Consider the following 24381-nt stretch of genomic DNA (forward strand, 5'->3'; position numbering starts at 1 on the left):
TTTTTGATCAAGGGTGAAATTGAACTATGGCAAGGGTCAAACGGGGTAACGTTGCCCGCAAACGGCGTAAAAAAATTCTCAAGCTCGCCAAGGGCTATCGTGCCGGGCACTCTAAGCTTTTCCGCACCGCCAATCAGGTGGTCATGAAGGCACTGTGCAATGCCTATCGCGATCGCCGGCGGCGCAAACGGGACTTTCGGCGACTCTGGATTGCGCGGATTAATGCTGCTGCACGTCAGCACGGCATGAGCTACAGTCAACTCATGGGCGCCCTGAAAAAAGCCGATATTCAGCTCAATCGCAAGATGCTGGCTCAATTGGCTGTGTTGGATACGGACGCCTTTGCCACTGTCATTCAGACTGCTCGCACCGTTTAGAACCTATCCTAGGCATGATCGCCACTTTCCAATCCCCTGGTGCCACCCTTGAGCTAGGGTTCATCACCCTACGGTGGTACGGGCTACTCATTGCTACCGCCGTCTTTATTGGCATTTGGCTGAGTCAACGGTTGGCACGCCAGCGGCAGATTGATCCTGATCTGATTGCGGATCTGTCGATTTGGCTTGTGGTTGCCGCGATTCCCGCTGCCCGGCTCTATTACGTCGCCTTTAACTGGGGTTTTTACCAAAAGCACTTAGATCAGGTGGTGCAAATTTGGAAAGGTGGCATTGCCATTCACGGTGCCATCCTTGGCGGTATGCTAGCGATGGCGCTCTTTACCTATGTGCAGCGGCTGTCCTTTTGGCAAGTGGCGGATGTCATTGCCCCTTCATTAATTTTGGGACAGGCCATTGGTCGCTGGGGCAATTTCTTTAACTCTGAGGCCTTTGGTGCCCCTACGGATTTGCCGTGGAAACTCTATATCCCCGCGCCGCAGCGTCCCCCGGCGCTCATCAACGAAGCCTATTACCATCCCACATTTCTCTATGAGTCCCTTTGGAATTTGGGGGTTTTTGTGCTCCTGCTGTGGCTCTTTCGTCAACCTCGCTATCAAAAACCGGGGACGCTCCTGATGGTCTACGCCGTTGCCTACAGCTTGGGTCGCTTCTGGATTGAAGGACTGCGCATGGACAGCCTAATGTTGGGGCCGCTGCGAATTGCCCAAGTGGTTAGCTTGGTTGCGATCGCCTTAGGCGCTTGGGGACTCTTTCGCCTTTATTACCAAGGCAAACCCTTACCAGATTGGCAAACCGCCTAGGCAATAATTTCATCGGCAAAACTCTGCCAGCGCACAAAGTGAAAGGGACCTGCTACGGATCCCCAAACGTGCTCATCGGTTTCGGGATCCCGTCCGCGATCGTGACTAATGAAGCGATCGCCATCAATTTCAAACGTGCTATCGAGATAGGTTTCCCGTCCCTTACGCACCACTTTACAGGCTTTGCCCGGCTCCACTTCACCGCGAAAGCTGTGCCCTGTCCAGTAGGTGAGCATATTGCAGCCACAGAGGAGTTCCAAATCAGCGGCTGTCATCGCCTGTAGCCGCTGGCGATCGCGAGCTGCCCCAAAGAAGCGTTTTTCATCCTTGAGCACGTAATTTTTAATCACAATGTGATCAGTGGCGGGCACCAGTTCTAAAACCCGTGTGCGGTAGGGGACGCCTAGGAGATAATCATAGGCCTGTTCCACATAAAGGGCAATGCCCTCCAGAAGACCACTGGGCAGGGGGCGCATACACACCCGAATATGGGCATAGAAAGGGGGATTTTCAAACGCTTGGGCTTGGTTACTAAAATCCGCCGCCATCCAACGGCCAAGAGTCAACACATCGGTTGCGTGTGTCATGCTCCACAATTGCCTTACAACAGTCCTTTTTTCACACTAGCTGATTGGTGTACCCAAAGCACTAAGTTATCCGTAATAATGCCTGCAGGAGTCCCTCAAGGGTATGCTCTGTGGCTTCAGTATCCACCCGTCCCAGGAGTTCGCGGCAAGTTTGCGAGGTTTGCGGCCCAATACTGGCAATCTGCACATTCTGAAGTAACTCTGCTGCCTGAGCACCCACTAACTGGCAAAAATGTTTCACCGTCTTAGAACTGGTAAACGTGACCATATCCACTTGACCCGCTTGCAGCGCCCCTAAGACTTGGGCATCAACGGTTTGGGGACAGCGCGAATCGTAGGCGGGCACCTCAACAACCTCACCTCCCGCCGCTGTAAAGGTCTCCACTAGAACGGGTCGTCCGCCCTTTTCAACCCGTGGAAAAAGAAAACGCAACCCCGCAACAGGTTCTGGGAATTCTACCACTAAGGCATCAGCAACAAATTCACTGGGGGTAAAGTCAGCCACTAGGCCGTAACTGCTGAGGGTTTGGGCAGTTTTTTCACCAACGACCGCAATTTTGAGACCCGCAAGGGCACGGCTGTCCTTGCCATGACTTTGTAACCGTTCCATAAAAAAGGTAACGGCATTGTGGGATGTGAGAATCAGCCAGTCAAAGGTATCGAGTTGCGCCAAGGCCTCATCGAGGGGCTGCCAAGAACTGGGGGGAACAATTTCCAGTGTCGGCATTTCTAAAACGGTGGCACCGGCTGCTGTGAGTTGCTGCGTAAAGTCACTCGCTTGCGCTGCTGCTCGGGTGACGAGAATGGTTTTGCCATGGAGCGGAGACATGGATGATGGGGAAATCTTCAAAAATTCAGGGAAGACCAGATCTAGACTAGCCAAAGGGTAGCGTTTTTGGGCGATCGCGCCAATGACAATGACCGCAGGAGCCATGTCTGGAAAGTGAGGCGTCTTCAAGTAACTCTCTAGGGTGCCAAACCAAAATTGTTGCTGGGGTTGCCCGGCCCATTGTAGAATGGCCAATCCCTCAGTGGGCGATCGCCCCTGCCTCAGCAATTGCTCAGCAATATATCGCAGAGAACGCGTGGCCATCAAAAAAATCAGCGTCTCCATTTGGGCGATCGCTGACCAAGGAAGCATCTCCGGGGCATGCCCCGACAGAATCACTAGCGACTGACTCACGTCCTTGGCAGTAACACAGAGACCCGCCAATAAAGGTGCCGCTAGCGCTGAGGACACCCCCGCAATCACCACCGCCTCTAAACCTGCCCCCAAGACAGCCTCCAGTTCCTGATGTAAGCGGCCAAACAGCCCCGGATCGCCACTTTTGAGGCGGACAACCCGCCGATACTGCTGGCCGTAGTCCACTAAAAGGCGGTTGATTTCCGCTTGGGGAACTGCCTCGGCTCCCGCTCGTTTGCCCACCGCTACCCGCAAGCAATCAGAGGGTGTGAGTTCGAGGAGGCGAGGGGAAAGCAGGGCATCGTAAAGCACCACCTGCGCCTGCTGCAGGCAAATCCATGCTTCGAGTGTGAGAGAGCGAGGGGTACCTAACCCCGCACCCACAAAATAGACCGTCAACGACTAGCCTTGACTGCGTTGCAGAAAGATGATTGGGTTGACAGCCCCCCGCCCTTGGGGATGCACTTCAAAGTGGACGTGGGGGCCTGTGCTGCGCCCCGTACTGCCCATTTCGGCAATCTGCTGACCCTGCTGAACGTATTGTCCCACGTGCACCAAGTTGCGATGGTTATGGGCATAGAGTGTCAGCGTCCCATCGGCGTGGCGAATTTCCACCAAGTTGCCGAAACCACCAGAATTCCATTGGGAGTAGGTAACGACACCGGCGGCAGCAGCATAGATGGGCGTGCCAATGGGAGCAGCAATATCAATCCCGCGGTGCATCCGTCCCCAGCGAGGGCCAAAGCCAGAGGTCAACACACCACGCGCTGGCCAGATAAAGTTGGTGGTTAGGCTGGGTAGGAAGCGATCGGCGTTGGGCAGAGGGGGCAGGTCGAGATTACTGGGTAAGGGGGGAGCCACAATTGAGCGTGCCACCTTGACAGGCACAGGGGGGGCAATGGGCTGTATGGCGGCAGGTGTCGGTGCCGTTACGGTGGTTGTTTGGGGGCGACTCGCGATGGTGGGTTGAGGTAGAGCTGGGCGGGCAGGGGTTTGTTGGACTGAAACGAGGGCAGGGGTCGGGGGACGCTGCCGCTCAGAAGCACGCCCAAAGGGAACAGGTCCTAGGGTTGGGGTTGAAGTCGATGCTGCTGGCGAGTTTACAAATGCCACCCGCTGCGAGAGTTGCGTGGTTTCCCCCTCGGCGAATTGTGGTTCAACTTCTGTCGTGGTTTGCTCCAAAGAGCCACCCATTGCAAAGGGGGTATCAATGGCCAATGAGGTAACAACAGAGGTGGTGGCTTGAGTCACCAGATCTGCCAAGCTATCGGTGCGAACCCGACGATCCACCACTTTGAAGGTCGGTTCAGAAGGACGGCTGAGACGGTCAAAGGAAGCAAAGGCAGAGAGGGTTGGCGCTGGTTTTCTGAGGGTGAGGGGGGCAAAACTGACTTGGGTCTGGATAGTGCGTTGCCATGCCCCTTGGGTGACGCCCAAGAGTAACTCAGTTTTGTCGCCAGATAAGAGATTTTCAAATTCAGCAAGCGGGTCTTGGGTTTCAGTGCTGAAGGGGGAGGAGAGGTTGAGGGATTCGGGGCGAATGTCCTTTGAACCCAGATCAGAAGTCCTCAAATCAAGGGCTTGGCTAGGCTGAATCAGAGCAAAGGTACCCAGCAGGGGCAGACAGGAACAAAGGGAGCGCAGCGAACGACCAAGCATAGAAGCAGACGCAAGAGGTGCATCCTGAGAGGCGGTAGGGGTACGACTATCGTTGCTCAAGGTAATCCTCCTCGCACACAAAATTGACAGTGATTCGACAAAGCGGTGAACTGAGAACACACATCATGAGCCATCCTCCAAGGTAGCCAGAGGCCACTCGCCGCATCTATGCCTAAAACTGTCCCAATCTGTTGTTTATGCAAAGGGTGTTTTGGCACCACGACGAAACTTCTAGGTGACTTTACCCAATCCACAACCAAATGACAAGCCTCCCCCTTGCCTCGTCCTGCTATCTCTAGGGGGGTGAATTACTTGTTGCAAAATGAAAATAAGAATTTTCTACCTACTGGCTAATAATCAAAAAACCTGAGTTCATCACGACTGGAGCTCAATTACTGACCATAAAAGAAAAATTGTTATTTCGAATAAATAAATAAGTAAAGTAAACTTAGCTAATCAGTGTGTATAGCTTTTTTAAATAATGTAATTCACTTAACATTCTTCTCGTTGTTGGTCGTTACATCAAAATTGTCCTATAACACTTGTACCAAATTGCACCAAAAGTGGCACATATTCATCTTCACTCTTAGGAGCGATCAGAGCAAGCTTGCTTGGTAAAATAAACGAGTTTATAACGATTTTTGGCGATCGCCTTTTTGACGGAGCTTTGTCCCCATGACTTACCACAAGCTGTGGTTTCAACAAACAGCAAGCCGCCTCAAAGTCTTGCGTCCTTTTCCCCCCTTTAGTGTTGTCCAAAACTTTATTCGCGAATATCTCCCCAACCTCATTGACTATATGGATGGCCAAGGATTGGATCTCCGGGATCCACAGCACTGGTGGGAGAGTATCCACATTGACGGCATTTTAGAATTAGAAAATAGCGAGGGGAAAACCCTGCGGGTGGCGGCTGGGATTATTGAGCAGTGGCGCAATGCCAACGCTGCTCTGCGCCTGATTACCACCCCTGCAATGGCTAAGCTGCGGCGGGAGTCCCTCAATGTCAGCCAACACTGGCTTTTTTATGTCTCTAGTCGCAAGCCCTACCCGGAGTCACTGTGGATTGATTTGCTCTATGAGCAGGCGGATACACCCCCCACAGAAACGGGCTGTACCATTATTGAAGTAACGGAACCGGAGGCCTAGAGGGTAGATAGCCCACCAGGAGAATGTCCTCGCCCACGGTTTGCCAACTGACGTCCTCGAGGCACAAGGCCTCATTCATTTTGGTTAAGCCTAAATCAGCCACTGGGGCGGGGGCATCAGAGCCACCAATAATTTTTGGCGCAATAAACGCCCACACTTTTTGTACCATGCCTTCGGCGATCGCTGCCGCTGCAAGGGAACCGCCGCACTCCCAGAGCACCGTCATAATGCCCCGTTGATGAAGCTCTGCCATGACGGTGGTCGGTGTTAATGGCTCTTGGTGCACCACCTCCACACCCCGTGCCTGCAATTGGGGAATGAGGGGATGTTGGGGTGAAGCAGAGGTAACCACCAATGTTGGAGCTGTGGTCGTTTCCCACAAAGAGGCAGCCGGCGGTAGATCAAGGGTACGACTCATCACCACCCGTAGGGGGTTGCGCTCATGGCGCGAGGTCAAGAGGGGATTATCCAGACGCACGGTATTGCCCCCCACAATTACGGCATCGCATTCAGAGCGCAGTTGATGCACCATGGCTCGTGCTGCTTCGCCACTGACCCAGAGACTGTGGCCGGCACTGGAGGCAATTTTGCCATCGAGGGTCATGGCGTATTTCAAAATGCCAAAGGGACGCTGGTAGCGCACCCGATGCACAAACGCTTCGTTCAGGCGTTGACATTCCGCTTCCCGTACGCCCACGGTGACTTCTATGCCCGCTGAGCGCAGCCGTTCTACCCCCGCCCCCGCTACTTGAGGATTGGGATCAATCATGCCCACCACTACCCTGGGGATGCCCGCCGCAATAATTGCTTCGGTACAGGGGGGCGTGCGGCCATAGTGGTTGCAGGGTTCAAGATTGACGTAGAGGGTGGCCTTGCTGAGGAGGGGGCGATCGCTCTCGCTGACGTTGCGCAGGGCAAAAACCTCGGCATGGGGTTCCCCTGCCTTGGGATGAAACCCCTCCCCAATCACCCGTCCCTCTGCCACAATCACACAGCCCACGAGGGGATTCGGAGCCGTACAGCCTTTGGCCCGAGCCGCTAACTCAAGGCAGCGCCCCATATACTGGGCATCAATCGTGGCTATCTCCGCCACAACGGGGGCTGAGCGCATGGGTTAAGAATCAACGTTCGTGTTCGGTTTCCGAGGAATGCTTCGGCAGCTGCTCCGCCTCTGGACACTCATCCGCAATGGGTAACTCCGCATGGCCTCGGGGGACTGCTGCGAGCCGCCGTGAAATCGAGCCAATGCTTTCGATATTGACGATCTCTTCCCAAGCACACACTTCGTCGTCTTCCTCCGTTTCGTAGCGGATGGTAACAACATTCCCTTCGATGTCCACAATGCGTGCCCGGTCAATCAGGCGTTGTTGATCCCGCAAGTAAATCCAGACTTCTTGGCCGTCGGTATAAAGTTGATAAAGCTTGCGGTGTAACATAGAACGGTCTCCTTCTCGGAATTGGGCGTAGCAACAGTTGATAAGCTGTGCTGCAACCTCTTGCCTGTGATCTTACCGCTAGACTCCACAGATGAGCAGCGGTGAATGGGAGGTGGGGGCACTGAGGTTGTCCCTATCGTTGTAGCGATCGCGCAGCACAGGGGAAAGAGTGATTCTCTGACGGTCTGGGGCAGATCTCGTACAATCGAATAAGCGTAACAAAGGATAAATAATCCGTTACGATAACGCTATTCATTTATTCTAACCAGTGCGGAGTCGTTCAAACGGCATGGGCAAAATTGTTGGCATTGATCTGGGGACAACCAATTCCGTCATTGCTGTGTTGGAAGGGGGAAAACCCGTTGTGATTGCCAATGCAGAAGGCTCCCGCACCACCCCCTCTGTGGTAGCCTTTGGCAAAGATGGTGAGCGCCTTGTGGGTCAGTTGGCGCGGCGACAGGCGGTGCTTAATCCCCAAAACACCTTCTATGCCGTGAAGCGGTTTATTGGCCGCGAATATAGTGAACTTACGGCTGAGTCCAAGCGGGTACCCTATACCATTCGCCGGGATGAATCGGGTAAAGTGCGCATCAAGTGCCCACGGCTGCAACGGGAATTTGCCCCCGAAGAAATTTCAGCCATGGTCTTGCGCAAGCTGGTGGAGGATGCCAGCCGCTACCTAGGGGAACCCGTCACTGATGCAGTGATTACTGTACCCGCCTACTTTAATGACTCACAGCGGCAAGCCACCCGTGATGCTGGGCGTATTGCGGGTCTAAATGTGCGGCGGATTATTAATGAACCGACGGCAGCCGCCCTTGCCTATGGTCTCGATCGCCAGAAGGAGCAGACGATTCTCGTTTTTGACCTTGGCGGTGGCACCTTTGATGTCTCTATTCTCGATGTCGGCGATGGCGTGTTTGAGGTGAAGGCCACCAGCGGCGATACCCAACTGGGGGGCAATGACTTCGATAAGTTGATTGTAGACTGGCTAGCCGAAGACTTCCTCGCTAAGGAGGGCATTGATTTACGGCGCGATCGCCAGTCGCTACAGCGGCTCACCGACGCCGCCGAAAAAGCGAAAATTGAACTTTCAGGCCTACTGGAAACCCATATCGATCTGCCCTTTGTCACCGCCACAGCGGATGGGCCAAAACACATTGAAACCATCCTCAGTCGTCGCCAATTTGAAGACCTCAGCCAAGACCTGCTGCAACGGCTGCGCTATCCGGTCGAACAGGCACTGATGGATGCCCATTTAACCCCCGCTCAAATTGATGCCGTGGTGCTGGTGGGGGGTGCGACGCGGATGCCCATGGTGCAGAACCTGGTGCGGCAGATGATTGGCCGTGAACCCAACCAAAATGTCAACCCCGATGAGGTGGTAGCTGTCGGTGCCGCCATTCAAGCAGGCATTCTCGCTGGGGATATGAAGGATATCCTGCTGCTGGATGTAACCCCCCTTTCCTTAGGTGTGGAAACCATTGGCGGCGTGACGAAGGTACTGATTCCCCGCAATACAACGATTCCGGTGCGCCGCTCCGATATTTTCTCAACCTCAGAAAATAACCAAAGCCAAGTGGAAATCCACGTCGTTCAAGGGGAGCGAGAACTGGCAGAACACAACAAGTCCCTGGGACGCTTTAAGTTGACAGGAATTCCGCCAGCGCCGCGGGGGGTGCCCCAAATTCAAGTGTCCTTTGACTTGGATGCCAATGGCCTACTCCAAGTGGTGGCCTTGGATCGCTTTAGCGGTCGTGAGCAAAGTGTGGTGATTCAGGGGGCATCAACCCTGAGTGAAGAGGAAATTCAGCAGATGCTCTTGGATGCGGAGTCCAATGCAGCCGGCGATCGCCAGCGGCGGGCACGCATTGAGAAGCGCAACCGTGCCCAAGATTTGATTAACCGCGCTGAACGTCAATTGCGGGAAGCGGCTCAGGAATTTGGCTATCAATTTGCCGCTGACCAGCGCCGTAGTATTGAGGCCCTAGTGCGGCAATTGCAGGAGGCCATTCGCAATGAGAACGATCGCCAAATTGACCTCACCTATGCTGCCCTTGAAGAGCAGCTCTACGACTTTGTCCGCCAACGGCGCCTCAGCGAAGAGGAAGCGGAAGAGGATGAGGATGTCTTTAAGCTGCCCAACCTCAAGGAAGCAGTAAATAAAGGCCTTGATGCGGTGCGGGGTCGAGAGCGGCGGCGTGACGATTATGCGGATGAGTGGGATGAGCCCCCCCGGACGCGGCGTTCTCGGGGGTATTCCCAGCGCAGTGATTCAGCCGCATGGGATGATTGGGATGACGACGACTGGTAGAGCTTGCTGGGTTTGCCGCAACTGTGAGTGTAGATAGGACTGTCGATGCGTAATTTTCGAGATTACTACCAGCTTTTGGGCGTGGATCGAGGTGCGAGCACTGAGGAAATTAAACGCGCCTATCGGCGGCTGGCGCGGCGGTATCATCCCGATATGAATCCGGGCGATCGCGCTGCTGAAGAGAAGTTCAAAGACATTAGTGAAGCCTACCAAGTCCTAAGTGATCCAGTTCGCCGTGAGCAATACGATCGCTACGGTGAATATTGGTCACAACCTGGCTTTCGCACTCGCCCTTCCCAACGCACCACTATGGCTCGGCGCAATGGCACCAGTGTTAGGGAGGAACCCGACCTCAGTGAAGATAATTTTCAAGAGTTTTTGGATCAACTGTTGGGTCGGCGATCGCCCCGCACCTCTACAGTTGCCGCGGATCCCCCCCGTCGCTCGCCTACGATAGAGACAGACTACTTTCGCCCCGGCACCGTCAAAACCGCCCATACCGCTGTGAGTCGTCGCGACGCTGAAGCCACCCTAGAAATCCCCCTCGAGAAGGCCTACGAAGGGGGACGGGAGCGAATTCGCCTGGGGGATGGGCGCTCCTTAGAAGTGACGCTGCCACCGGGGATGGTTACGGGTCAGCGGATTCGGCTGCGGGGTCAAGGTACGGGCGGTGGTGATCTCTATCTAAAAATTCAAGTGACTCCCCATCCCCTCTTTCGCCTTGAGGACTACGATATTGTCTGTGAACTCCCCGTGACTCCCAGTGAGGCTGCCCTTGGCGGCCAAATTGAAGCCCCGACCCTCGATGGTTGGGTGAAAATGATGGTCCCAGCAGGGGTACGCACAGGCCAACGTTTGCGACTGGCGGGTAAAGGCTATCCTCGCCCTGATGGCGATCGCGGTGACCAACTGGTGGAAATTGTCATTACACTGCCGCCCCAACTGAGTGATGCCGAACGGGATCTCTATCGGCAACTTCAGGCGATTGAGTCCTACAACCCCCGTGCCCATCTGGCGTACTCCTAAAGTATGGATGCCTTGGTCTTTGCTGACCCCGCAGCGCAGCCTCTCTTGAAGGACATTCAGACCTACCTCAGTACCGTTGTCGCGCCAATTGCCAACCGCATTGATCAGCAAAAGTCCCCTTTATCGGAAAGTCTGCAAGCCCTAGGGAACTTGGACATTTTTCGTTTGGCGGTACCCAAGGCAATGGGGGGATTGGGGTGCGATCGCCGTACGCTGTGGCATTTGAGCTTGCAACTGGCGCAAACCTCTGGTGCCCTTGCCTTTTTGGTGGCACAACATCAGTCCGCCTTGGGGATAATTCTTGAACATCCTGAAGGGAACGTTGGCCAAACCTACTTGGCGGACTTAATGAAGGGGCAGATGTTGATTGGTGTCAGTTTTTCCCACTTACGCCACAACCCAGTGGATCTACAAGCTCAACCCACCAGTGGGGGCTATCTCCTGCGGGGCACGCTGCCTTGGCTCAGTGGTTTTCAGCACATGACGATGTTTGTCGCCGCAGCCCCCCTGCCGAATGGGCGCATTCTCTTTGCCCTCATGCCCTTTATCAATGCCCAACAGGCCGGCGGCGGCATTTTGCACCTCTCCTTGCCCTTACCTCTAGCGGCTGTGCCCTCCACCCAAACGGTGCAAGCAGAAGTGGTAAATTGGTTAGTCCCGCCGGAAGATGTGGTGGGTATCAGTGAGGCAGATTGGATGGTTGTCCGCGATCGCCAGCAATTGCTGCGAGGCAGTGCCGCCCCCATGGGTTGTGCCCGTGCCAGTTTGCAGATTCTCGCTGAGAGTCCCGACGCCAAAGACCTCTATCACCACTTGCGCGATCGCTGGCACCGCCTTTACGACCACATTCAAGAAGAGCTAGAGAACCTGAATCCCCCTTACCATGCACAACTGCGCGCCGCAGCGATTCACCTTGCCGTCCAAGCGGCTCAAGCTGCCCTGATGACAACGGGTGGCAGTGCCTTAATGCTTAGTCACACGGTGCAGCGTCTCTATCGCGAAGCAATGCTCTACACCGTCTCTGGCTTGAATGCCCCCGTGCGCCATGCCTTGATGGAGGATTTGCTGCTTGAAAAGGGGTCCCCTTGAGCGAGATCAGTGTCTGCCTCCTGAGTGGTTGGCTCGCCCCGCCCCAGTGGTAGCCCAAGAATTACTGGGGTGTCTTCTCGTGCGACAGCAGGCCAATGGTCAACTCTACCGAGGTCGTATTGTCGAAACCGAGGCCTATATGGCCGGCGACCCCGCGTGTCATGGCTACCGTCGCCAAACGGCTCGTAATGCCCCAATGTTTGCGGCTCCAGGGACCATCTATGTCTATCAAATCTATGGCATTCACCACTGCCTGAATATCGCGAGCGATCGCCCAAATTTTGCCAGTGCTGTTCTCATTCGTGCCCTTGAGATGCTCAGCCCACCCTTGCCTCCCCGCAGTGCCGCTGGTCCGGGGAAACTGTGCCAAGTTTTGGGGATCGATCGCCAGCTTTCGGGCTTGATGCTGGGGAAAGAGAGCGGCCTCTGGTTAGAAAAGCCGCCCTACCCCCTGACAGATCCTGTCGTACAAACCACTCGCATCGGCATTTCCCAAGGGCAGGAGATTCCGTGGCGGTGGTATGTGCAGGGCAACCCTGCCGTCTCCCGTTATTCGTAGCCGCCCGTTGTCACCTCCTGCAATTCCTCCGCTTGGTGGAGAAACTGAATGGCCTTTTCGAGGGCTTGTCGGCGATCGCTCACCACATGGTCTGCAGGCAAGCGATCCAAAATGCGAAAGCGTTGGAGCCGCTGTTGCACCTTATCCGCCGAACCATTCACCAGAAAAATCGCCAAACGATGCTTTTGCGCCTCTTGGATCAGTGACTCAATGGCCAACGTTGCCGTCACCCCCAACAGGGGCACACTACTGACATCCAGAATTAGCACCTTATAGTCTGACATGATCGCCTGCCGTTGCGCAATTGCCCAAGCTGAGCCAAAACTCATCGGGCCGCCAAGGTGGAGGAGCAACAGTTGACCCTTGGCTGCGCGGAAGAGTTCTTTTTCCTCAGGGGTGAGGGGCGTTTGGTCATCAGCGTGGGTAATCGCCTTCACATCCTCCGATTGCAGATCTGCCAAGCGCTTGATCGTCAGCATATTGGCAATAAAGACGCCAACACCCACCGCCACAATCAAATCCACAAAGACCGTCAGCAGCATCACACCATACATAATGAAAGCCGCCCGCAGGGACAGGACGTGGGCACGTTTGAGAAAATTCCAGTCAATGATGTCAATCCCCACCTTGATCAGAATTCCCGCCAACACCGCATTGGGAATCGGTTCCGTCAAAGGCGCAGCCCACAGCACCACCAGCAGCAGAATGACGGCGTGGATCATGCCCGATAAGCAGGTGCGTCCCCCCGCTTGAATATTCACCACTGTGCCCATCGTGGCACCGGCACCGGGCAGACCGCCAAACAAGCCAGACAGCAGGTTACCAATACCTTGGCCAATCAGTTCCTTATCGGAATCGTGCTGGGTGCGGGTAATGCTATCGGCAATCACCGAGGTCAGGAGCGAATCAATACAGCCGAGCATTCCCAGCATTGCCCCGTCCACAATCATCGTTTTCAGCGCAGGCAGTGTAAACGTCGGCGGCACAAACTCTGGCAGTCCCGTGGGAATCGTGCCAATGCGGCTCAAACCGGCATCCGCAAAAAAGACCATTGACAGAATCGTGCCCAAAACCAACGCGAGGAGCTGTGGCGGCACAATTCGCCGAATTTTTTGGGGTGTGAAATAAATGAGTCCAAGGGTGAACAAGCCCAAAGTAAGGGCAGCCGGGTTCAGGGTTTGAATCCACTCTGGCAAGTTTTGCACTGCCCCCAAGATCCCCCCTTTACTGCTGTGCCCCAACAGGGGGCCAATTTGCAGCAGGATCATGATCAAGCCAATCCCCGACATAAAGCCAGAAATGACGGTGTAGGGCATGAGGGTGATGTATTTACCCAACCGCAACAGACCAAAGAGAATTTGAAAACAGCCCGCCAGCATCACCACCGTAAAGGCCATGTATAACCCCTGTTCGGGATATTCACTGGTAAGGCGGGTGATCACTGCTGTAATCAGGACAGTCATCGGCCCTGTGGGATTGGAAATGAGTGTTGGTGTGCCCCCAAAGAGAGCCGCAAAAAAGCCAAGAAAGACGACACAGTAGAGTCCCGCCGTTGCACCAGCCCCAGAGGTGACCCCAAAGGCCAAGGCCATCGGCAAGGCGACAATGGCGGCAGTCAGCCCACCAAAGAGATCGCCACGCCAGTAGCGAAAGTGAACTCGATTCACTAAATTTGCTAGCATTTCTACCCCTTTTGGCGAATTTGAAGAGGATTTCATAGCGAGAGCGTTATCGAGAGGACCTCCTAGCCCTGAGGGAGTATCCTTATAACTTACTTATGGCTATGATTAAGAAAAGATTTGATTGAAATAATTCTATGGTTTAGTGGAGACAACCTGTCTAGTAGAACGTCAAAGATTTTCTTATCTGTTCTATAGGAAAAAGCTGGAGAATGAGGACAGAGCGAGATCTGTTCCCTGTAAAACATTGGGTTAAAAGCCCTGCTCCTGATGGCTCCGCCCCGCTAGCGCGAAAGGGCGGCTTTATCTAGTCCTCTATGTGATAAACCCATGCTAGTCAGAGAAGCAAAGCTCCTGCACGGGTCTTCAGAGCAATACCAAGCCCTTGATGAAGCTATCCGCACGGCACAGTTCATCCGCAACAAGTGTATTCGCTACTGGATGGACCATTAGGGAGCCGGTAAATCCGCTCTTTATACCCTCTCTAAAGACCTCGCTAAAGAGTTTGAGTTTGCTAACGAGCTCAAGGCAACCGCCCGCCAAGGGAGTGCAGAACGGGCATGGGCTGCTACCTCTTGCTTTTACAACCGTTGCAAAAAAAAAGAGAAAAGAAAAAGGGCTATCCTCGGGTTAGACCTTGCTTTGACCTAAGTGTGGGCGGCGTGTTCAGAAGTCACTCAGCACGAGAACACACCCTTGCTCCTGTGGGCTTGAGGCGTGTTGGGACACGGTTGCCGTGATACAAATCCTGAAGCGGGGTTTGCAACTGCTGGGCATTGAGCTGAACCAGTCACAAGAATTCCTCGACTTTAGGCGGGGGAGTATGTCAAACTCATGGATTGAGAGACGCAACGTATGAGGAACAACACTCCTATGAGTCAATCACCGCTGGAGGCCTTCTTCCTTGGTCGAGCGACAGCAACGCTCCTGCGTGATCAGGCGCAGCATCTATTTGTAGAATTCCTGAGTCAACTGGGGCGATTTGATGCCGAACAGCAGCAGCGGCTCCATCAATTCATGGAAGAGGTGCAAGCTCGCGCCCGTCAAGAGGCAGAAATGGTGGTGCCTCGGAGTGGGGTGGATTGGCAAGCGTTGATTGATGATTTGCGGGCCGAAATTGCTGCTCTGCGCACGGAACTGCAACGCTACCGCAATCGCGAAAGCTAGGCACGCGGAACAACAATATAGCCGGTTTTTAAGTAGGCATCGGTTGATGCTAGCTCTGGGGAAAAAGACTCACCACCCAAAACCCAGTGGCGATCGCGCCCCCAATACCACCAATAGGCTGCCGTATAGGCACAGAGAACTGCATCGAGTTGATCTTCAAGAGCCTTGAGGTCTCGCCCGTTGGTGGGGATTTCGGTAGTTAGTTCTAGTGCTAAGGGTGGCTCACAGTGGGGAAGCTGGGTGGCCATTAAATCCCTAAGCTCGGCTAACCCTTTGGCTCGTTCTGCAAGGCGGCCTTTTTTGTACTTAATGATTTGGTCAAGTTGAAAGAGGGCGATCGCCGTGGCATGGGGGAAGACTTCAATTTGAAATCGCCCGCGTTCTTGGGGGGTGATCGTCGGCCCATGGTGAAACCCCCGTTGGCTGAGGGCTTGACTAAAACCCGTGGTGTGCTGCGCAAAGGGGGACTGCTGATTCGCAGGATAGCAGCCGGCATGATACCGTCCAAGCACTTGATGGGCTTGGCGATCGCAGGTGCGCATTCCCCGCGAATTGGGAATAATTAGGGGGGCATCCACCGCCACCATGGCTGCTTGTGAAAAGGGTGCATCGCGATCAATCCATGCCAAGAGTTCATCCGTATCACCGGAGCGATCGCGAGCAACCACCACCAAATCTTGCCCCTGCCACTGCAAACAGCAGTACCCTGATGCCCCTCCTTTCCAGGCTAGATCAACGCCGAGAAACCGCATTCGCTGCCATCAACTGTTGTTGTGGTGGATGATCTTGAATCAGCAAAGCAGCAGCCACAACTCCCACTGGCGGTACCAGCACTAATCCCACCACGGGGATCAACAACCCCAAAAACTGCGCCAGACCAAGGCCATAGATTTGTGGCGTATAGGCACGGGTCAAAAGTTTGCGCTCTCTCAAAGAAGTGCTGTGTTTTTCAAGGAGGTAATCAAAACTGCCTCGCCCTAGGAAGAAACTGTTGACGATCGCCATCACGATAGGTTGCAGCGGCCCCGTTAGAAATGAAAGCAGCAGGAAGATCACTTGCAACACCGCATCCCGCAGCGCAAACCAACCCCCGATGATGGTGTTCAATAGATCGCGCCGCCACCCCACCTCAATCGTTTGTCCCATGGTAATTTTTTCAACACGGTTCAGCAGCGGACCAAGGAAAGGAATCACCACAAGGGGAGCCAGCGTTTGATAGCCAATTAGAGCTAAAAAGACAGCAATGAGGGTTGCCAAAATATCAATGAATCCTTGGTAGAGCCACTGCCATTCCCCACCCACAAACCAATCATCACCAATGACTTGAACAGCCCAGAAAGCAGCAATGATAAGCGTTACCCCCAGAACAAGACTCAAGAAGGCAGGTAACAGGAGATAGCCCCAAAGACGATAACGGGCTATAAAAAAAAGGCCACGACCAAAGGCAAAGAAACCCGCCTGAAACCGCTCTCCTGCTGACCAAAGCTGCTTGATCACTAATTGTTCGTTCTAGAAGCCCCTAGGAAAATCCTAGCCTATCCACGGCGGGGCGGCGTACCTTCATCATCCGGCGGCGGTGCATCAGCAACAAAATCAGGGGTATTGACCTGTTCAGCACGGGACATCGGCGTTGCTGTTGGGCGCCATAGCCAACTGGTCAACAGGCCAAGGGTGAGGAGTCCCACCAGTAGAGGGATAAATAGATCCGTCATCGTTGTTTGCCTCATTGAATTCATCATTGTACAGAACCGAAGGAGTTTCCTTTCAGCGCTAGCTGCCCTGACGCAGTATGACTTTTGTAAGTTCCAGTACAGGTCCTTGGGCAAGAATTGAACACACTCAAAACAGTTAAATCCGCTCCCTGTAGCCGCAGAGTTTGAGCTATCGTTGAAGTAGCTGCCTTGGGTGATAAGAGCAATGCCCCTGTCTCCCTTTTGGATTTGGTTAATTGTTGCCATCATCCTTTTTGTGATGGAACTTGTTTTGCCGACAGCGTTTATGGAGGCTACCCTCGGCCTCAGTGCCCTCATTGTCGCGTTTCTCTCGTTTCTGATTCCCAGCTTCTCAATACAGATTTTCCTCTGGATGGTGCTCTCTGTTGTGGTGGTCTTTCTCCTGCGGCGGTATCAACCGAAGCGAGTTCCCCCCGTGCTCAAGGAAGCTGCTGAGGCGGAAACGATTACAAAAATCCCCGCTGGCGAGATGGGGCGGGTGCTGTACGAAGGGATTTCTTGGCAAGCTCGCTGTGATGATCCTCGCTTGGCCATTCCCGAACATCAGCGGGTGATTATTATTGGCCGTCAGGGAACGACGCTGATTGTGATGCCCGAAGATGCTATTCGGTCCTAGGGGGCGATCGCCGTTTCTTGCGGTGTGTGGTGGCTGGATCAATAGGAAAACCCGCAAGGGGAACCACCTGCTCGAGGCGTTCTTTCTCAAGCCGTTTTAATTCCGTGTAATCCACCCAGTGGATACAGTCAACGGGACAGGTATCAATCGCTTCTTGAATCAGTTCAAGGGGGTCACCATCTTGGCGTACCACCCGCGATCGCCCGTAGTTAGGCTCGATGTAAAATGTATTTCGCGCCACATGGGCACAGTGTTTGCAGCCAATGCAGGTAATCTCATCAACATAGACACCGCGTTGGCGATGGGTTCCTCCGAGTTCAGGCTCGTAGCCACTGCGAGGTTTACTTTGGCGGAATTGACCGCCAAGCTCTGGTTCTAAACCAAGGGGCTTATCCATTGCTCGGACTGGCTAGGAACGCCAGCGTTGCAGTACAACCTTGACACTACCATCGGCCTGCTGTTCTGTGGTCTGGACTTGAAAGCCCTGGTCAGTAGCAGATTGCAACACCGCATGGTAGGCATAGCGCTGCGTGACTTTATTCAAAAAGCGATCCACTGACCATGCCTGCTGCCAAAACTCCAAATCCGCCACTAGCTCATACTCAGTGCCATTCCAGCGAAAGCCAATGTCATAGCCATTGTCTTGGGGAACAACGACTTGAGCCGTTTGGGTTTGACCGCGAAACCCGCGCACTTCTTGGGAGCCAGATTGCCACGGTAAGCCCAAGTCCGTTAGGGCAGCCTGTAGGGCGGGTAAACTCCGAATTTGGGTTTTGATTTGGCTGAAGTGCGACATGGATCACCAATCCTCAACGATTACCACTGGGAGGGGACAGATTGAACAACCAATTGACTTTCTTCCTCTTGGGGAGCGTAGTATTCCGCGGTGGGTTGTTGGCTAATGACACACCCCAGTTGCGCTTCAATGGCAGCAGTCACCTCAGCACAGGATGCTCCAGAAATTCCCGTCACCGTTTCAACGACGCGGCCATCGGGATAAATCACAAATTCAAGGGTTTCTAGCATTGGCACAACCGACTCACTCGCAGTTATGACAAACCGCTCACGAGGATAAAATTCAAGTCCTAACCTATGGAACTCATTGTGACGAAGGCTAACCAAAGGAGTCAAGGTCTTTAATAAACTTTACACTCCGCAGCAGTTTCCCCCGGACGCCTGAAGACCTGAAGGATCAGTCATCTATAGAGCGACGTCTGCGCTGAGAATTGATAAGAAATATGTAGATTGTTGTCTTGGACGGGACGGCGGCCTCAAGGCGATCGCGACCTATGAAGCGGGTTGGTGCCTACAAGGAGCGCCTTGGCAGCGAGAGCAACGGCAATATTGTTCGTGTCAAGGTAGCGTTTGCTAAGGTGACAGATACATTGATTGTGATCATAGATAGCAATGGTAAGATCACAGGTGTTGATTTCCCTGCAACGCCTGACGACTTATCTGCTCAGCCTCTGCCCTCGGCCTTGACCTTTATGCAAGAACGGCGTAGTTCTCCTGCACCTGAATTATCTTTACAAAATACGCCCTTTTTTCGGGATTTACCGCAGGCAGTGGTGGAGAAAGCCCTAGCCCACGTAGTGACACGTCAGCATCCCGCCAACCGAGTAATCTTGCTGGAGAATGATTGGGGCACATCGGTTTACTTTATCCTCAGTGGCTGGGTCAAAATTCGCACTTACAACATTGATGGCAAAGAAGTCACCCTGAATATCCTCGGGCCCGGGGAACTCTTTGGCGAAATGGCCCCCCTAGAGGAAGTGCCCCGCTCAACAGATGTGATTACCCTAACACCGACAGTTGTGGCCAATATGCCCGCGACGGATTTTGTCAATCTTGTCAATACTGAACCTCAAGCGGGCATACGCCTCGCCAAGTTAATGGCACGACGGCTACGGCAGCTAAACCGGCGGCTGCGGCTACGGGAATCCGATAGTACGTCACGGGTGGCAGATATTCTGCTGTTTTTGGCCGATGGTCAAGGGCGACAGGGAGCCGATGGCCTAGAAATTCCCAATTTACCTCACCGTGAATTAAGTAGTCTCAGTGGCATGGCGCGGGAAACGGTGACACGGGTGTTGGGGAAACTGGAGCGCAAGGGGATTATTCGCCGCAATCAAGAGAGCTTGTGCATTACGAATCTACGTGCCTTAGAAAGTTTACTCCTATAGGACTCAGAACAATAATGATTGCCCTCAAGAGGATGGCAGCAAGTAATGTCCAATGCTCCAGCCAATGAACACTCCTAAAATTGCCATTTGAATCAGCACTAGCATAATTTGCCAGTTCTGGTAGCCAGCAGCTTTCATTTCAATCCGCACGAGAATTTCAGTGCCAATGAGAATAGCAATCACACTAAAGACATGAAAGGCAATAATGGCAAGGGTGACAGCGGTACTCAGCACCAGCACTGTAAAAAGACTGGGGGTGCCCACGCGCATAGTTAAGCCACTAAAGATACTTTTAGGGTTGCTCTGCCGCCATTGCAACAGGCTAGAGGTGCCACCCACGACAAACACTGTCAGAATTGCTGCCAAAAGAGAAGCATAGGCCGACCACATCCAAGGATAGGCGGACAAATACCAGCCCACGAGTACGTAGCCCAGAACCACCAGCAACAGTAGGGCGAGGGGAAACTTGGTATGGTCTGGCGATGAAGTCATCGCTATCGGGGTGTAAGGTGGGTGCAAATCCACTCTACGGCAGCGGCTAAATCCTCTGCAATGAAGTCGGGCTGACTGGCGTGCTGGTAGCTCCCCTCAAGAACGCGATCGCCAAACCCAGTTTGTACCAAAATCCCATAGCAGCCGGCATTCCGCGCCAGATCAATATCAGTGGCTTTGTCCCCCACCATGACACTGCGGCTTAGATCTAAATCATGATCCCAAGCAGCCGCTACGAGCATTCCCGTATTGGGTTTGCGCCATGTTGTCCAGCCCGCATAGTCGGCAACCACTCCCCCTTCAGGACGGCTGAGATCAGGACAGAAATAAACCGCATGCAACACCGCACCGGCACTTGCGGCTAGCAACTCCTGAAGTCTGTGGTGCAGGGCATGGACATGATCAATGCTGTAATAATCTCGCGCCGGACCTGATTGATTGGAGGCTAAGCAGCAAAACCACCCCGCATCATTGAGCCGCCGCACCGCTTGAGCCACCCCGGGGATGAGCTGCAAATCCTCAAGGCGGTGAATATAGCCCACCTCTTGGTTCAGCACGCCATCGCGATCGAGGAAGACAGCCGGTCTAGCCATGGCGAGCCGCCTCAATCACTGCTGAGACGGAAATATCGGCCATGTTGCCTGTGGCGGACTTGACGGCGCGAAAACGGGGATCGGCGGGCAGGAGTTTGGCGGGATCCGTAGGGCCAAAAAGCGCCACAAGGGGAGTACCCACCGCCACGCCAATATGCATCGGGCCACTGTCGGTACAGAGAATCTGTTGTGCCTGTTGCATTAGAGCTGCCAGTTTGCGCAAGTCTGGAGGATGGCTAATCTTAATCTGCGGTAGCGCCTGCGTTAGCGCACTTACCCATGCGTGATCTTCAGGCCCACAGACCACGATAAAGGGCAGGTGCGGCTCCTGCTGTTGCAGCGTCTGGATGACCTCAACCCAAGCAGCGGGGGGGTAAATTTTGTTAATTCCCTTAGTCAGTGCCATCTGACTCGAGCCACCGTGCAAGAGGCGATACCTCCCAGTAATTCCTAGGCGTTGCCGCTCTGCGATTGCCCACTGTTGATCCGCCTCAGCAATGACGGCCTTGGGCAGGGGACAGGGGGTAGTGATACCAAAGGCTTGCAGTAAGTCGTGGTAGGTGGCGGCACTGTACTGATCAAGGTTGACGGGTACAGCATCGGTGAGAAACCCTAAGGGATTGAGTTTGGCAAAGCCGACTCGCTTGGGAATCCCCGTCAGCCACAGCAGAAAGCGCACTGCTTTACTCCGTCCCAAGGAGAGAATGGCATCGTACTCCCCCTCCCGCAGTGTGCCAATCAGGTTTGCCCAATCCGCTAGGGCATTGCGGTCTTTGAAGTTAAAGGGAATGACTTGGTGGACACTGCCACTCAGTTGGTAGGCAGTAGCGGCACGGGGTTCAACCACCACATCCAACTGCGCCTCTGGAAAATGGGCTTTGAGATCATCAAGGGTGGGAAAAAACAAAATTTGATCACCGATACCGCCGGGTACCAGCGCCACGATATGTTTCATAGCGGTTGAGCACCTATGCAAACTCGCCCTTAATTTTAGCCGTAAGTTTTGGTTGCAGGCGATCGCGCCACGCCAAGGCTAGGGGAAGCTCCGTAAAGGGAATGCGATAGCACTCTCCCGTGGGGGTTTGCAGCACAAGGTGAATGGTTCCTTTGGTAGGAGTGGCTGCTGTCTCAACCCGTTGGCCACTACTCTCGACCCAAACGCTCTGAATATCCCCTAAGTCACAGGTTTGCAAATTAACAATGCCCTGTCGGGTCGGTCGTCCCCATGTTAGGCGATCGCCCTGCTGACCGAGGACAGCGGCAATATCGTACTTACTGGCTTCAAATTGCTGTGCCCACTGGCGATAGTGTTCCAGCTTGCGGTACTCGACCCAGCCCAACCGTGCCAGCACGATAAAAACCGCCAATAGGGGTAACCAGAGCAGACCGTGACTCATGGATTCACCAATAACTGCCGCCGCAGTACATCGAGGGCATTCATGGCACTGAGATGCCGCACCCAATCCCGTCCCCGTTGACCACTGATGCGAAATTCACGGGTAATGACCTCGCCATTGGGCAGTGCCACACCAATATAGACCAGTCCTACAGGTTTAGTGAGCGTCGCTCCCCCTGGACCGGCAATGCCCGTAATGCTCACACCCCAATCACTGGCCAAACGTGTCTTGACCCCTAGCGCCATCTGGGCGGCCACCACGGCACTGACAGCCCCCTCTTGCTCTAGATCCTGAGGAGTCACCCCCAATAAATTCACCTTAACTTCGTTGGCATAGGCAATGATGCCCCCTTTGAAGTAGAGGGAACTCCCCGGCAAACGGGTCAGCATTTCCCCAAGACCACCGCCTGTACAGGACTCTGCCACAGCCACCGTTTGGTGTCGCTCTTGAAGGAGCCGAGCCACGGCACTGGCGAGGGTATCGTCATCGGCACCATAGCAGTCTAAACCCACAATTTGGCGAATCTCGGCTTCGACGGGCTGAATCAGTTGCTGCGCTTCCGCTTCGTCCTTAGCGCGTACAGTAATGCGCAGGCGGGTTTCACCATTGCCGGCGTAGGGGGCCACGGTGGGATGCTCACGGGCGATTTGGGCGGCCACTTTTTCCGCAAGTACGGATTCGGGAATGCCCCAGAAACGCAGCACACGGCTGTAAATGACCTCTTTTCCCCAGCCTTGGGAGCGCAAAAAGGGCACTGCCGTTTCTTGCCACATCTGCTTCATTTCAGCCGGGACACCGGGGAAGGTGAGAATGATGAGACCCGTGCGCGGCTGCCAGATCATGCCGGGGGCAGTCCCCAAGGGGTTTGGGAGAATCTGCGCCCCCACGGGCAGCAGGGCTTGCTTGCGGTTACTGGGACTAAAGCCACCGCGATGGGCATACTTGCGTTCTAGGTCAGCAATAATTTCCGGCCGCTCTTCGAGGGGGGCTTGAAAGAAATCCGCTAGGGTTTCGGTGGTGAGATCATCGGGTGTGGGACCAAGGCCACCCGTGAAAATCAATAGGCGGGCGCGATCGCAGGCAATGGCTACGACTTTCTTAATCCGCGTGGGATTGTCGCCAACCACAGTTTGGTAATAGTGGGGAATCCCTAAGCTCGCCAGTTGTTGCGCTAAAAACTGGGCATTACTGTTGAGAATCTCCCCCAGCAGCAATTCTGTACCCACGCATATAATTTCTGCACTCATTGTTTCAGTCATTTTCGCTGCTGCGCACCCGTTGCCAGACATACCATGAGGCAAAGCCCATTAAAAGAGACGCTGCCACTGCATAGCCCCATCCTCCCGGCAAACCCGCCAACGCTAAGGCAAGGCTGCCCACCCACAGCGTCAAGCAATAGATAAACAGCACCGTCACCCGCTGCGAAAGGCCGGCATTGAGAAGGCGATGGTGCAAATGTTTCTGATCGGGCGCAAAGGGAGACTGCCCTTTCAGAAGGCGGTTAAAAACGACCGTTGACGTATCCACAATGGGCACAGCCAAAATTAATAGAGGCAGCAGAATGGCCACCGCCGTATAGGCTTTGACGAGTCCAATCACGCCCAAACCTGCAAGGGTAAATCCCATGAAGTAGGCGCCCCCGTCCCCCATGAAAATTTGAGCAGGATTGAAGTTGTAGCGCAGGAACCCCAGTGCCCCTCCCGCTAGGGCTGCGGCTAAAAGTCCTGCCTCCGGCTCCCCCATCAGTATACAGACGAAAAACATGGCGGAGGCGGCAATACCCGACACTCCCGCTGCCAGACCATCCACACCATCAATGAAGTTAATGGCATTGGCAATCCCCACCAGCCACACTGTGGTCAAGGGCAAACTCAGCCAGCCGAGGTCAACAATGCCCACAAAGGGCACAGTGATAATGCGAATTTTTACCCCCACCGCCCAGACAATACCCGCCACCAGAAATTGCAGGACAAGGCGTAGGAGCGCTGGTAAAGTCAGCAGATCATCTGCCAGGCCAATGAGGAAAAAGGCCACCCCCCCTAAGGTGACCCCCCAAATTTCATACTCCGCTGGCTGAGGTAGGACACCAAAACCGCCAGCATTCCAGACAATCAGCAGTGCCACCAGATTACCCAGAAAAATGGAGACGCCGCCAAGGCGCACCATCGGACGGGAGTGAATCTTACGTTCATTGGGTCGATCCACAAACCCTGCCTTCTGTCCAAGGTCATTGACAATGGGGGTGACCAACAGGACAACGGCAATGGCAGCAAGGAAGGCAATTAGGTGGTACAGCATCTGCTCAGGGTAGCGGCAGGATTCCC

27 protein-coding genes and 2 pseudogenes are annotated in these 24381 nt (G+C 54.1%); 11 read left to right on the forward strand and 18 right to left on the reverse strand.

What is annotated here, in order from left to right; genetic code table 11:
• The first annotated feature begins 26 nt into the window (after positions 1-26).
• Together rplT and lgt are read left to right on the forward strand one after the other, a co-directional pair.
• A complete protein-coding gene (gene rplT / locus IGQ15_RS01285; RefSeq protein ID WP_297047888.1) occupies positions 27-377 on the forward strand; it encodes a 50S ribosomal protein L20 in 351 nt (116 codons plus the stop codon).
• Positions 378-391: 14 nt separating this feature from the next.
• On the forward strand, positions 392-1198 hold the full coding sequence (gene lgt, locus IGQ15_RS01290) for a prolipoprotein diacylglyceryl transferase (RefSeq protein WP_297047890.1): 807 nt from the start codon (positions 392-394) through the stop codon (positions 1196-1198).
• On the opposite strand, the gene IGQ15_RS01295 is transcribed toward lgt, so the two are convergent.
• The 3 genes and pseudogenes from IGQ15_RS01295 to IGQ15_RS11965 form a co-directional block, all read right to left on the reverse strand.
• Complete coding sequence (locus tag IGQ15_RS01295; protein WP_297047892.1) at positions 1195-1785, reverse strand: chromophore lyase CpcT/CpeT; 591 nt, start codon at positions 1783-1785, stop codon at positions 1195-1197. The two genes, lgt and IGQ15_RS01295, sit on opposite strands and share 4 nt — an antisense overlap.
• Before the next feature lie 61 nt (positions 1786-1846).
• A complete protein-coding gene (gene cobA / locus IGQ15_RS01300; RefSeq protein ID WP_297047894.1) occupies positions 1847-3367 on the reverse strand; it encodes a uroporphyrinogen-III C-methyltransferase in 1521 nt (506 codons plus the stop codon).
• 3 nt (positions 3368-3370) lie between these two features.
• Positions 3371-3799, reverse strand: a pseudogene (locus IGQ15_RS11965) (M23 family metallopeptidase); the annotation flags it as partial.
• Positions 3800-5302: 1503 nt separating this feature from the next.
• Between IGQ15_RS11965 and IGQ15_RS01310 the strand changes: the two are divergent.
• Positions 5303-5773, forward strand: a complete 471-nt coding sequence (locus tag IGQ15_RS01310) for a hypothetical protein (RefSeq protein ID WP_297047898.1) — start codon at positions 5303-5305, stop codon at positions 5771-5773.
• Here the strand turns inward: IGQ15_RS01310 and ribD are convergent.
• Both ribD and IGQ15_RS01320 read right to left on the reverse strand, forming a co-directional pair.
• Complete coding sequence (ribD, locus tag IGQ15_RS01315) at positions 5745-6884, reverse strand: bifunctional diaminohydroxyphosphoribosylaminopyrimidine deaminase/5-amino-6-(5-phosphoribosylamino)uracil reductase RibD (protein WP_297047900.1); 1140 nt, start codon at positions 6882-6884, stop codon at positions 5745-5747. The genes IGQ15_RS01310 and ribD overlap by 29 nt on opposite strands.
• A gap of 10 nt (positions 6885-6894) precedes the next feature.
• Positions 6895-7209: a DUF6679 family protein gene (locus IGQ15_RS01320; RefSeq protein ID WP_297047902.1), complete on the reverse strand. Its 315-nt coding sequence runs from the start codon at positions 7207-7209 to the stop codon at positions 6895-6897.
• Between the two features lie 289 nt (positions 7210-7498).
• On the opposite strand from IGQ15_RS01320, the gene dnaK reads away from it, so the two are divergent.
• The 4 genes from dnaK to IGQ15_RS01340 are packed head-to-tail and all read left to right on the forward strand — an operon-like array spanning position 7499 to position 12197.
• A complete protein-coding gene (gene dnaK, locus IGQ15_RS01325) occupies positions 7499-9523 on the forward strand; it encodes a molecular chaperone DnaK (RefSeq protein WP_297047904.1) in 2025 nt (674 codons plus the stop codon).
• A 45-nt stretch (positions 9524-9568) separates the two neighbouring features.
• Positions 9569-10549: a J domain-containing protein gene (locus tag IGQ15_RS01330; protein ID WP_297047906.1), complete on the forward strand. Its 981-nt coding sequence runs from the start codon at positions 9569-9571 to the stop codon at positions 10547-10549.
• A gap of 3 nt (positions 10550-10552) precedes the next feature.
• Entirely contained in the window at positions 10553-11638 is a 1086-nt protein-coding gene (locus tag IGQ15_RS01335) for an acyl-CoA dehydrogenase family protein (protein ID WP_297047908.1), read from the forward strand.
• Entirely contained in the window at positions 11619-12197 is a 579-nt protein-coding gene (locus tag IGQ15_RS01340; RefSeq protein WP_297047909.1) for a DNA-3-methyladenine glycosylase, read from the forward strand. The genes IGQ15_RS01335 and IGQ15_RS01340 overlap by 20 nt, the downstream gene beginning before the upstream one ends.
• Here IGQ15_RS01340 and IGQ15_RS01345 read toward each other — a convergent pair.
• The gene (locus tag IGQ15_RS01345; RefSeq protein ID WP_297047911.1) at positions 12188-13879 is read right to left on the reverse strand and encodes a SulP family inorganic anion transporter; all 1692 of its coding nucleotides are present in this window, start codon (positions 13877-13879) and stop codon (positions 12188-12190) included. The two genes, IGQ15_RS01340 and IGQ15_RS01345, sit on opposite strands and share 10 nt — an antisense overlap.
• Positions 13880-14206: 327 nt before the next feature.
• Here IGQ15_RS01345 and IGQ15_RS11970 point away from each other — a divergent pair.
• Both IGQ15_RS11970 and IGQ15_RS01350 read left to right on the forward strand, forming a co-directional pair.
• Positions 14207-14511, forward strand: a pseudogene (locus IGQ15_RS11970) (RNA-guided endonuclease TnpB family protein); the annotation flags it as partial.
• A gap of 238 nt (positions 14512-14749) precedes the next feature.
• Positions 14750-15043, forward strand: coding sequence for a DUF6825 family protein (locus IGQ15_RS01350; protein WP_297047913.1), 294 nt, complete (start codon positions 14750-14752; stop codon positions 15041-15043).
• On the opposite strand, the gene IGQ15_RS01355 is transcribed toward IGQ15_RS01350, so the two are convergent.
• The 3 genes from IGQ15_RS01355 to IGQ15_RS01365 are packed head-to-tail and all read right to left on the reverse strand — an operon-like array spanning position 15040 to position 16755.
• Positions 15040-15738, reverse strand: a complete 699-nt coding sequence (locus IGQ15_RS01355; RefSeq protein WP_297047915.1) for a DUF429 domain-containing protein — start codon at positions 15736-15738, stop codon at positions 15040-15042. The genes IGQ15_RS01350 and IGQ15_RS01355 overlap by 4 nt on opposite strands.
• Before the next feature lie 37 nt (positions 15739-15775).
• Positions 15776-16540, reverse strand: coding sequence for an EI24 domain-containing protein (locus IGQ15_RS01360; protein WP_297047917.1), 765 nt, complete (start codon positions 16538-16540; stop codon positions 15776-15778).
• 38 nt (positions 16541-16578) lie between these two features.
• The gene (locus IGQ15_RS01365) at positions 16579-16755 is read right to left on the reverse strand and encodes a hypothetical protein (RefSeq protein WP_297047920.1); all 177 of its coding nucleotides are present in this window, start codon (positions 16753-16755) and stop codon (positions 16579-16581) included.
• Positions 16756-16960: 205 nt separating this feature from the next.
• Between IGQ15_RS01365 and IGQ15_RS01370 the strand changes: the two genes are divergently transcribed.
• The gene (locus IGQ15_RS01370) at positions 16961-17392 is read left to right on the forward strand and encodes an NfeD family protein (RefSeq protein ID WP_297047921.1); all 432 of its coding nucleotides are present in this window, start codon (positions 16961-16963) and stop codon (positions 17390-17392) included.
• Here the strand turns inward: IGQ15_RS01370 and IGQ15_RS01375 are convergent.
• Genes IGQ15_RS01375 through IGQ15_RS01385 form a run of 3 tightly spaced genes read right to left on the reverse strand, consistent with a single transcriptional unit; the run spans position 17379 to position 18418 of the window.
• The gene (locus IGQ15_RS01375; RefSeq protein WP_297047923.1) at positions 17379-17789 is read right to left on the reverse strand and encodes a ferredoxin; all 411 of its coding nucleotides are present in this window, start codon (positions 17787-17789) and stop codon (positions 17379-17381) included. The genes IGQ15_RS01370 and IGQ15_RS01375 overlap by 14 nt on opposite strands.
• Positions 17790-17801: 12 nt before the next feature.
• Positions 17802-18188 carry a DUF1257 domain-containing protein gene (locus IGQ15_RS01380; protein ID WP_297047925.1) on the reverse strand — a complete coding sequence of 129 codons (387 nt, stop codon included), beginning with the start codon at positions 18186-18188 and terminating at the stop codon, positions 17802-17804.
• 20 nt (positions 18189-18208) lie between these two features.
• Complete coding sequence (locus tag IGQ15_RS01385) at positions 18209-18418, reverse strand: DUF2997 domain-containing protein (RefSeq protein WP_297048006.1); 210 nt, start codon at positions 18416-18418, stop codon at positions 18209-18211.
• Positions 18419-18879: 461 nt separating this feature from the next.
• Here IGQ15_RS01385 and IGQ15_RS01390 point away from each other — a divergent pair, with 461 nt between their 5' ends.
• On the forward strand, positions 18880-19575 hold the full coding sequence (locus IGQ15_RS01390) for a Crp/Fnr family transcriptional regulator (protein ID WP_149818430.1): 696 nt from the start codon (positions 18880-18882) through the stop codon (positions 19573-19575).
• Positions 19576-19599: 24 nt separating this feature from the next.
• Here IGQ15_RS01390 and IGQ15_RS01395 read toward each other — a convergent pair whose 3' ends face one another.
• The 6 genes from IGQ15_RS01395 to IGQ15_RS01420 are packed head-to-tail and all read right to left on the reverse strand — an operon-like array spanning position 19600 to position 24355.
• Positions 19600-20067 carry a hypothetical protein gene (locus tag IGQ15_RS01395; protein WP_297047927.1) on the reverse strand — a complete coding sequence of 156 codons (468 nt, stop codon included), beginning with the start codon at positions 20065-20067 and terminating at the stop codon, positions 19600-19602.
• Between the two features lie 2 nt (positions 20068-20069).
• A complete protein-coding gene (locus tag IGQ15_RS01400) occupies positions 20070-20660 on the reverse strand; it encodes an HAD family hydrolase (RefSeq protein WP_297047928.1) in 591 nt (196 codons plus the stop codon).
• On the reverse strand, positions 20653-21615 hold the full coding sequence (locus tag IGQ15_RS01405; protein ID WP_297047929.1) for a glycosyltransferase family 9 protein: 963 nt from the start codon (positions 21613-21615) through the stop codon (positions 20653-20655). Before IGQ15_RS01405 ends, IGQ15_RS01400 begins: the two co-directional genes overlap by 8 nt.
• 13 nt (positions 21616-21628) lie before the next feature.
• A complete protein-coding gene (locus tag IGQ15_RS01410; RefSeq protein ID WP_297047930.1) occupies positions 21629-22057 on the reverse strand; it encodes a hypothetical protein in 429 nt (142 codons plus the stop codon).
• A complete protein-coding gene (locus IGQ15_RS01415) occupies positions 22054-23304 on the reverse strand; it encodes a competence/damage-inducible protein A (RefSeq protein ID WP_363315757.1) in 1251 nt (416 codons plus the stop codon). The genes IGQ15_RS01410 and IGQ15_RS01415 overlap by 4 nt, the downstream gene beginning before the upstream one ends.
• 4 nt (positions 23305-23308) lie before the next feature.
• On the reverse strand, positions 23309-24355 hold the full coding sequence (locus IGQ15_RS01420; protein ID WP_297047934.1) for an MraY family glycosyltransferase: 1047 nt from the start codon (positions 24353-24355) through the stop codon (positions 23309-23311).
• Between the last annotated feature and the right edge of the window lie 26 nt (positions 24356-24381).

Origin of the sequence: Thermosynechococcus sp. M98_K2018_005 (assembly GCF_015295825.1) — a bacterium.
In the GTDB taxonomy this organism is placed as follows: Bacteria; Cyanobacteriota; Cyanobacteriia; order Thermosynechococcales; family Thermosynechococcaceae; genus Thermosynechococcus.

What these genes read in the sequence shown, in the direction of transcription:
- rplT (WP_297047888.1), top strand. Translation starts at nt 27, where the DNA reads ATGGCAAGGGTCAAACGGGGTAACGTTGCCCGCAAACGGCGTAAAAAA.
- lgt (WP_297047890.1), top strand. Translation starts at nt 392, where the DNA reads ATGATCGCCACTTTCCAATCCCCTGGTGCCACCCTTGAGCTAGGGTTC.
- IGQ15_RS01295 (WP_297047892.1), bottom strand. Translation starts at nt 1,785, where the DNA reads ATGACACACGCAACCGATGTGTTGACTCTTGGCCGTTGGATGGCGGCG.
- IGQ15_RS01310 (WP_297047898.1), top strand. Translation starts at nt 5,303, where the DNA reads ATGACTTACCACAAGCTGTGGTTTCAACAAACAGCAAGCCGCCTCAAA.
- ribD (WP_297047900.1), bottom strand. Translation starts at nt 6,884, where the DNA reads ATGCGCTCAGCCCCCGTTGTGGCGGAGATAGCCACGATTGATGCCCAG.
- IGQ15_RS01320 (WP_297047902.1), bottom strand. Translation starts at nt 7,209, where the DNA reads ATGTTACACCGCAAGCTTTATCAACTTTATACCGACGGCCAAGAAGTC.
- dnaK (WP_297047904.1), top strand. Translation starts at nt 7,499, where the DNA reads ATGGGCAAAATTGTTGGCATTGATCTGGGGACAACCAATTCCGTCATT.
- IGQ15_RS01330 (WP_297047906.1), top strand. Translation starts at nt 9,569, where the DNA reads ATGCGTAATTTTCGAGATTACTACCAGCTTTTGGGCGTGGATCGAGGT.
- IGQ15_RS01335 (WP_297047908.1), top strand. Translation starts at nt 10,553, where the DNA reads ATGGATGCCTTGGTCTTTGCTGACCCCGCAGCGCAGCCTCTCTTGAAG.
- IGQ15_RS01345 (WP_297047911.1), bottom strand. Translation starts at nt 13,879, where the DNA reads ATGCTAGCAAATTTAGTGAATCGAGTTCACTTTCGCTACTGGCGTGGC.
- IGQ15_RS01350 (WP_297047913.1), top strand. Translation starts at nt 14,750, where the DNA reads ATGAGTCAATCACCGCTGGAGGCCTTCTTCCTTGGTCGAGCGACAGCA.
- IGQ15_RS01365 (WP_297047920.1), bottom strand. Translation starts at nt 16,755, where the DNA reads ATGACGGATCTATTTATCCCTCTACTGGTGGGACTCCTCACCCTTGGC.
- IGQ15_RS01370 (WP_297047921.1), top strand. Translation starts at nt 16,961, where the DNA reads ATGCCCCTGTCTCCCTTTTGGATTTGGTTAATTGTTGCCATCATCCTT.
- IGQ15_RS01375 (WP_297047923.1), bottom strand. Translation starts at nt 17,789, where the DNA reads ATGGATAAGCCCCTTGGTTTAGAACCAGAGCTTGGCGGTCAATTCCGC.
- IGQ15_RS01380 (WP_297047925.1), bottom strand. Translation starts at nt 18,188, where the DNA reads ATGTCGCACTTCAGCCAAATCAAAACCCAAATTCGGAGTTTACCCGCC.
- IGQ15_RS01385 (WP_297048006.1), bottom strand. Translation starts at nt 18,418, where the DNA reads ATGCTAGAAACCCTTGAATTTGTGATTTATCCCGATGGCCGCGTCGTT.
- IGQ15_RS01390 (WP_149818430.1), top strand. Translation starts at nt 18,880, where the DNA reads ATGCAAGAACGGCGTAGTTCTCCTGCACCTGAATTATCTTTACAAAAT.
- IGQ15_RS01395 (WP_297047927.1), bottom strand. Translation starts at nt 20,067, where the DNA reads ATGACTTCATCGCCAGACCATACCAAGTTTCCCCTCGCCCTACTGTTG.
- IGQ15_RS01400 (WP_297047928.1), bottom strand. Translation starts at nt 20,660, where the DNA reads ATGGCTAGACCGGCTGTCTTCCTCGATCGCGATGGCGTGCTGAACCAA.
- IGQ15_RS01405 (WP_297047929.1), bottom strand. Translation starts at nt 21,615, where the DNA reads ATGAAACATATCGTGGCGCTGGTACCCGGCGGTATCGGTGATCAAATT.
- IGQ15_RS01410 (WP_297047930.1), bottom strand. Translation starts at nt 22,057, where the DNA reads ATGAGTCACGGTCTGCTCTGGTTACCCCTATTGGCGGTTTTTATCGTG.
- IGQ15_RS01415 (WP_363315757.1), bottom strand. Translation starts at nt 23,304, where the DNA reads ATGAGTGCAGAAATTATATGCGTGGGTACAGAATTGCTGCTGGGGGAG.
- IGQ15_RS01420 (WP_297047934.1), bottom strand. Translation starts at nt 24,355, where the DNA reads ATGCTGTACCACCTAATTGCCTTCCTTGCTGCCATTGCCGTTGTCCTG.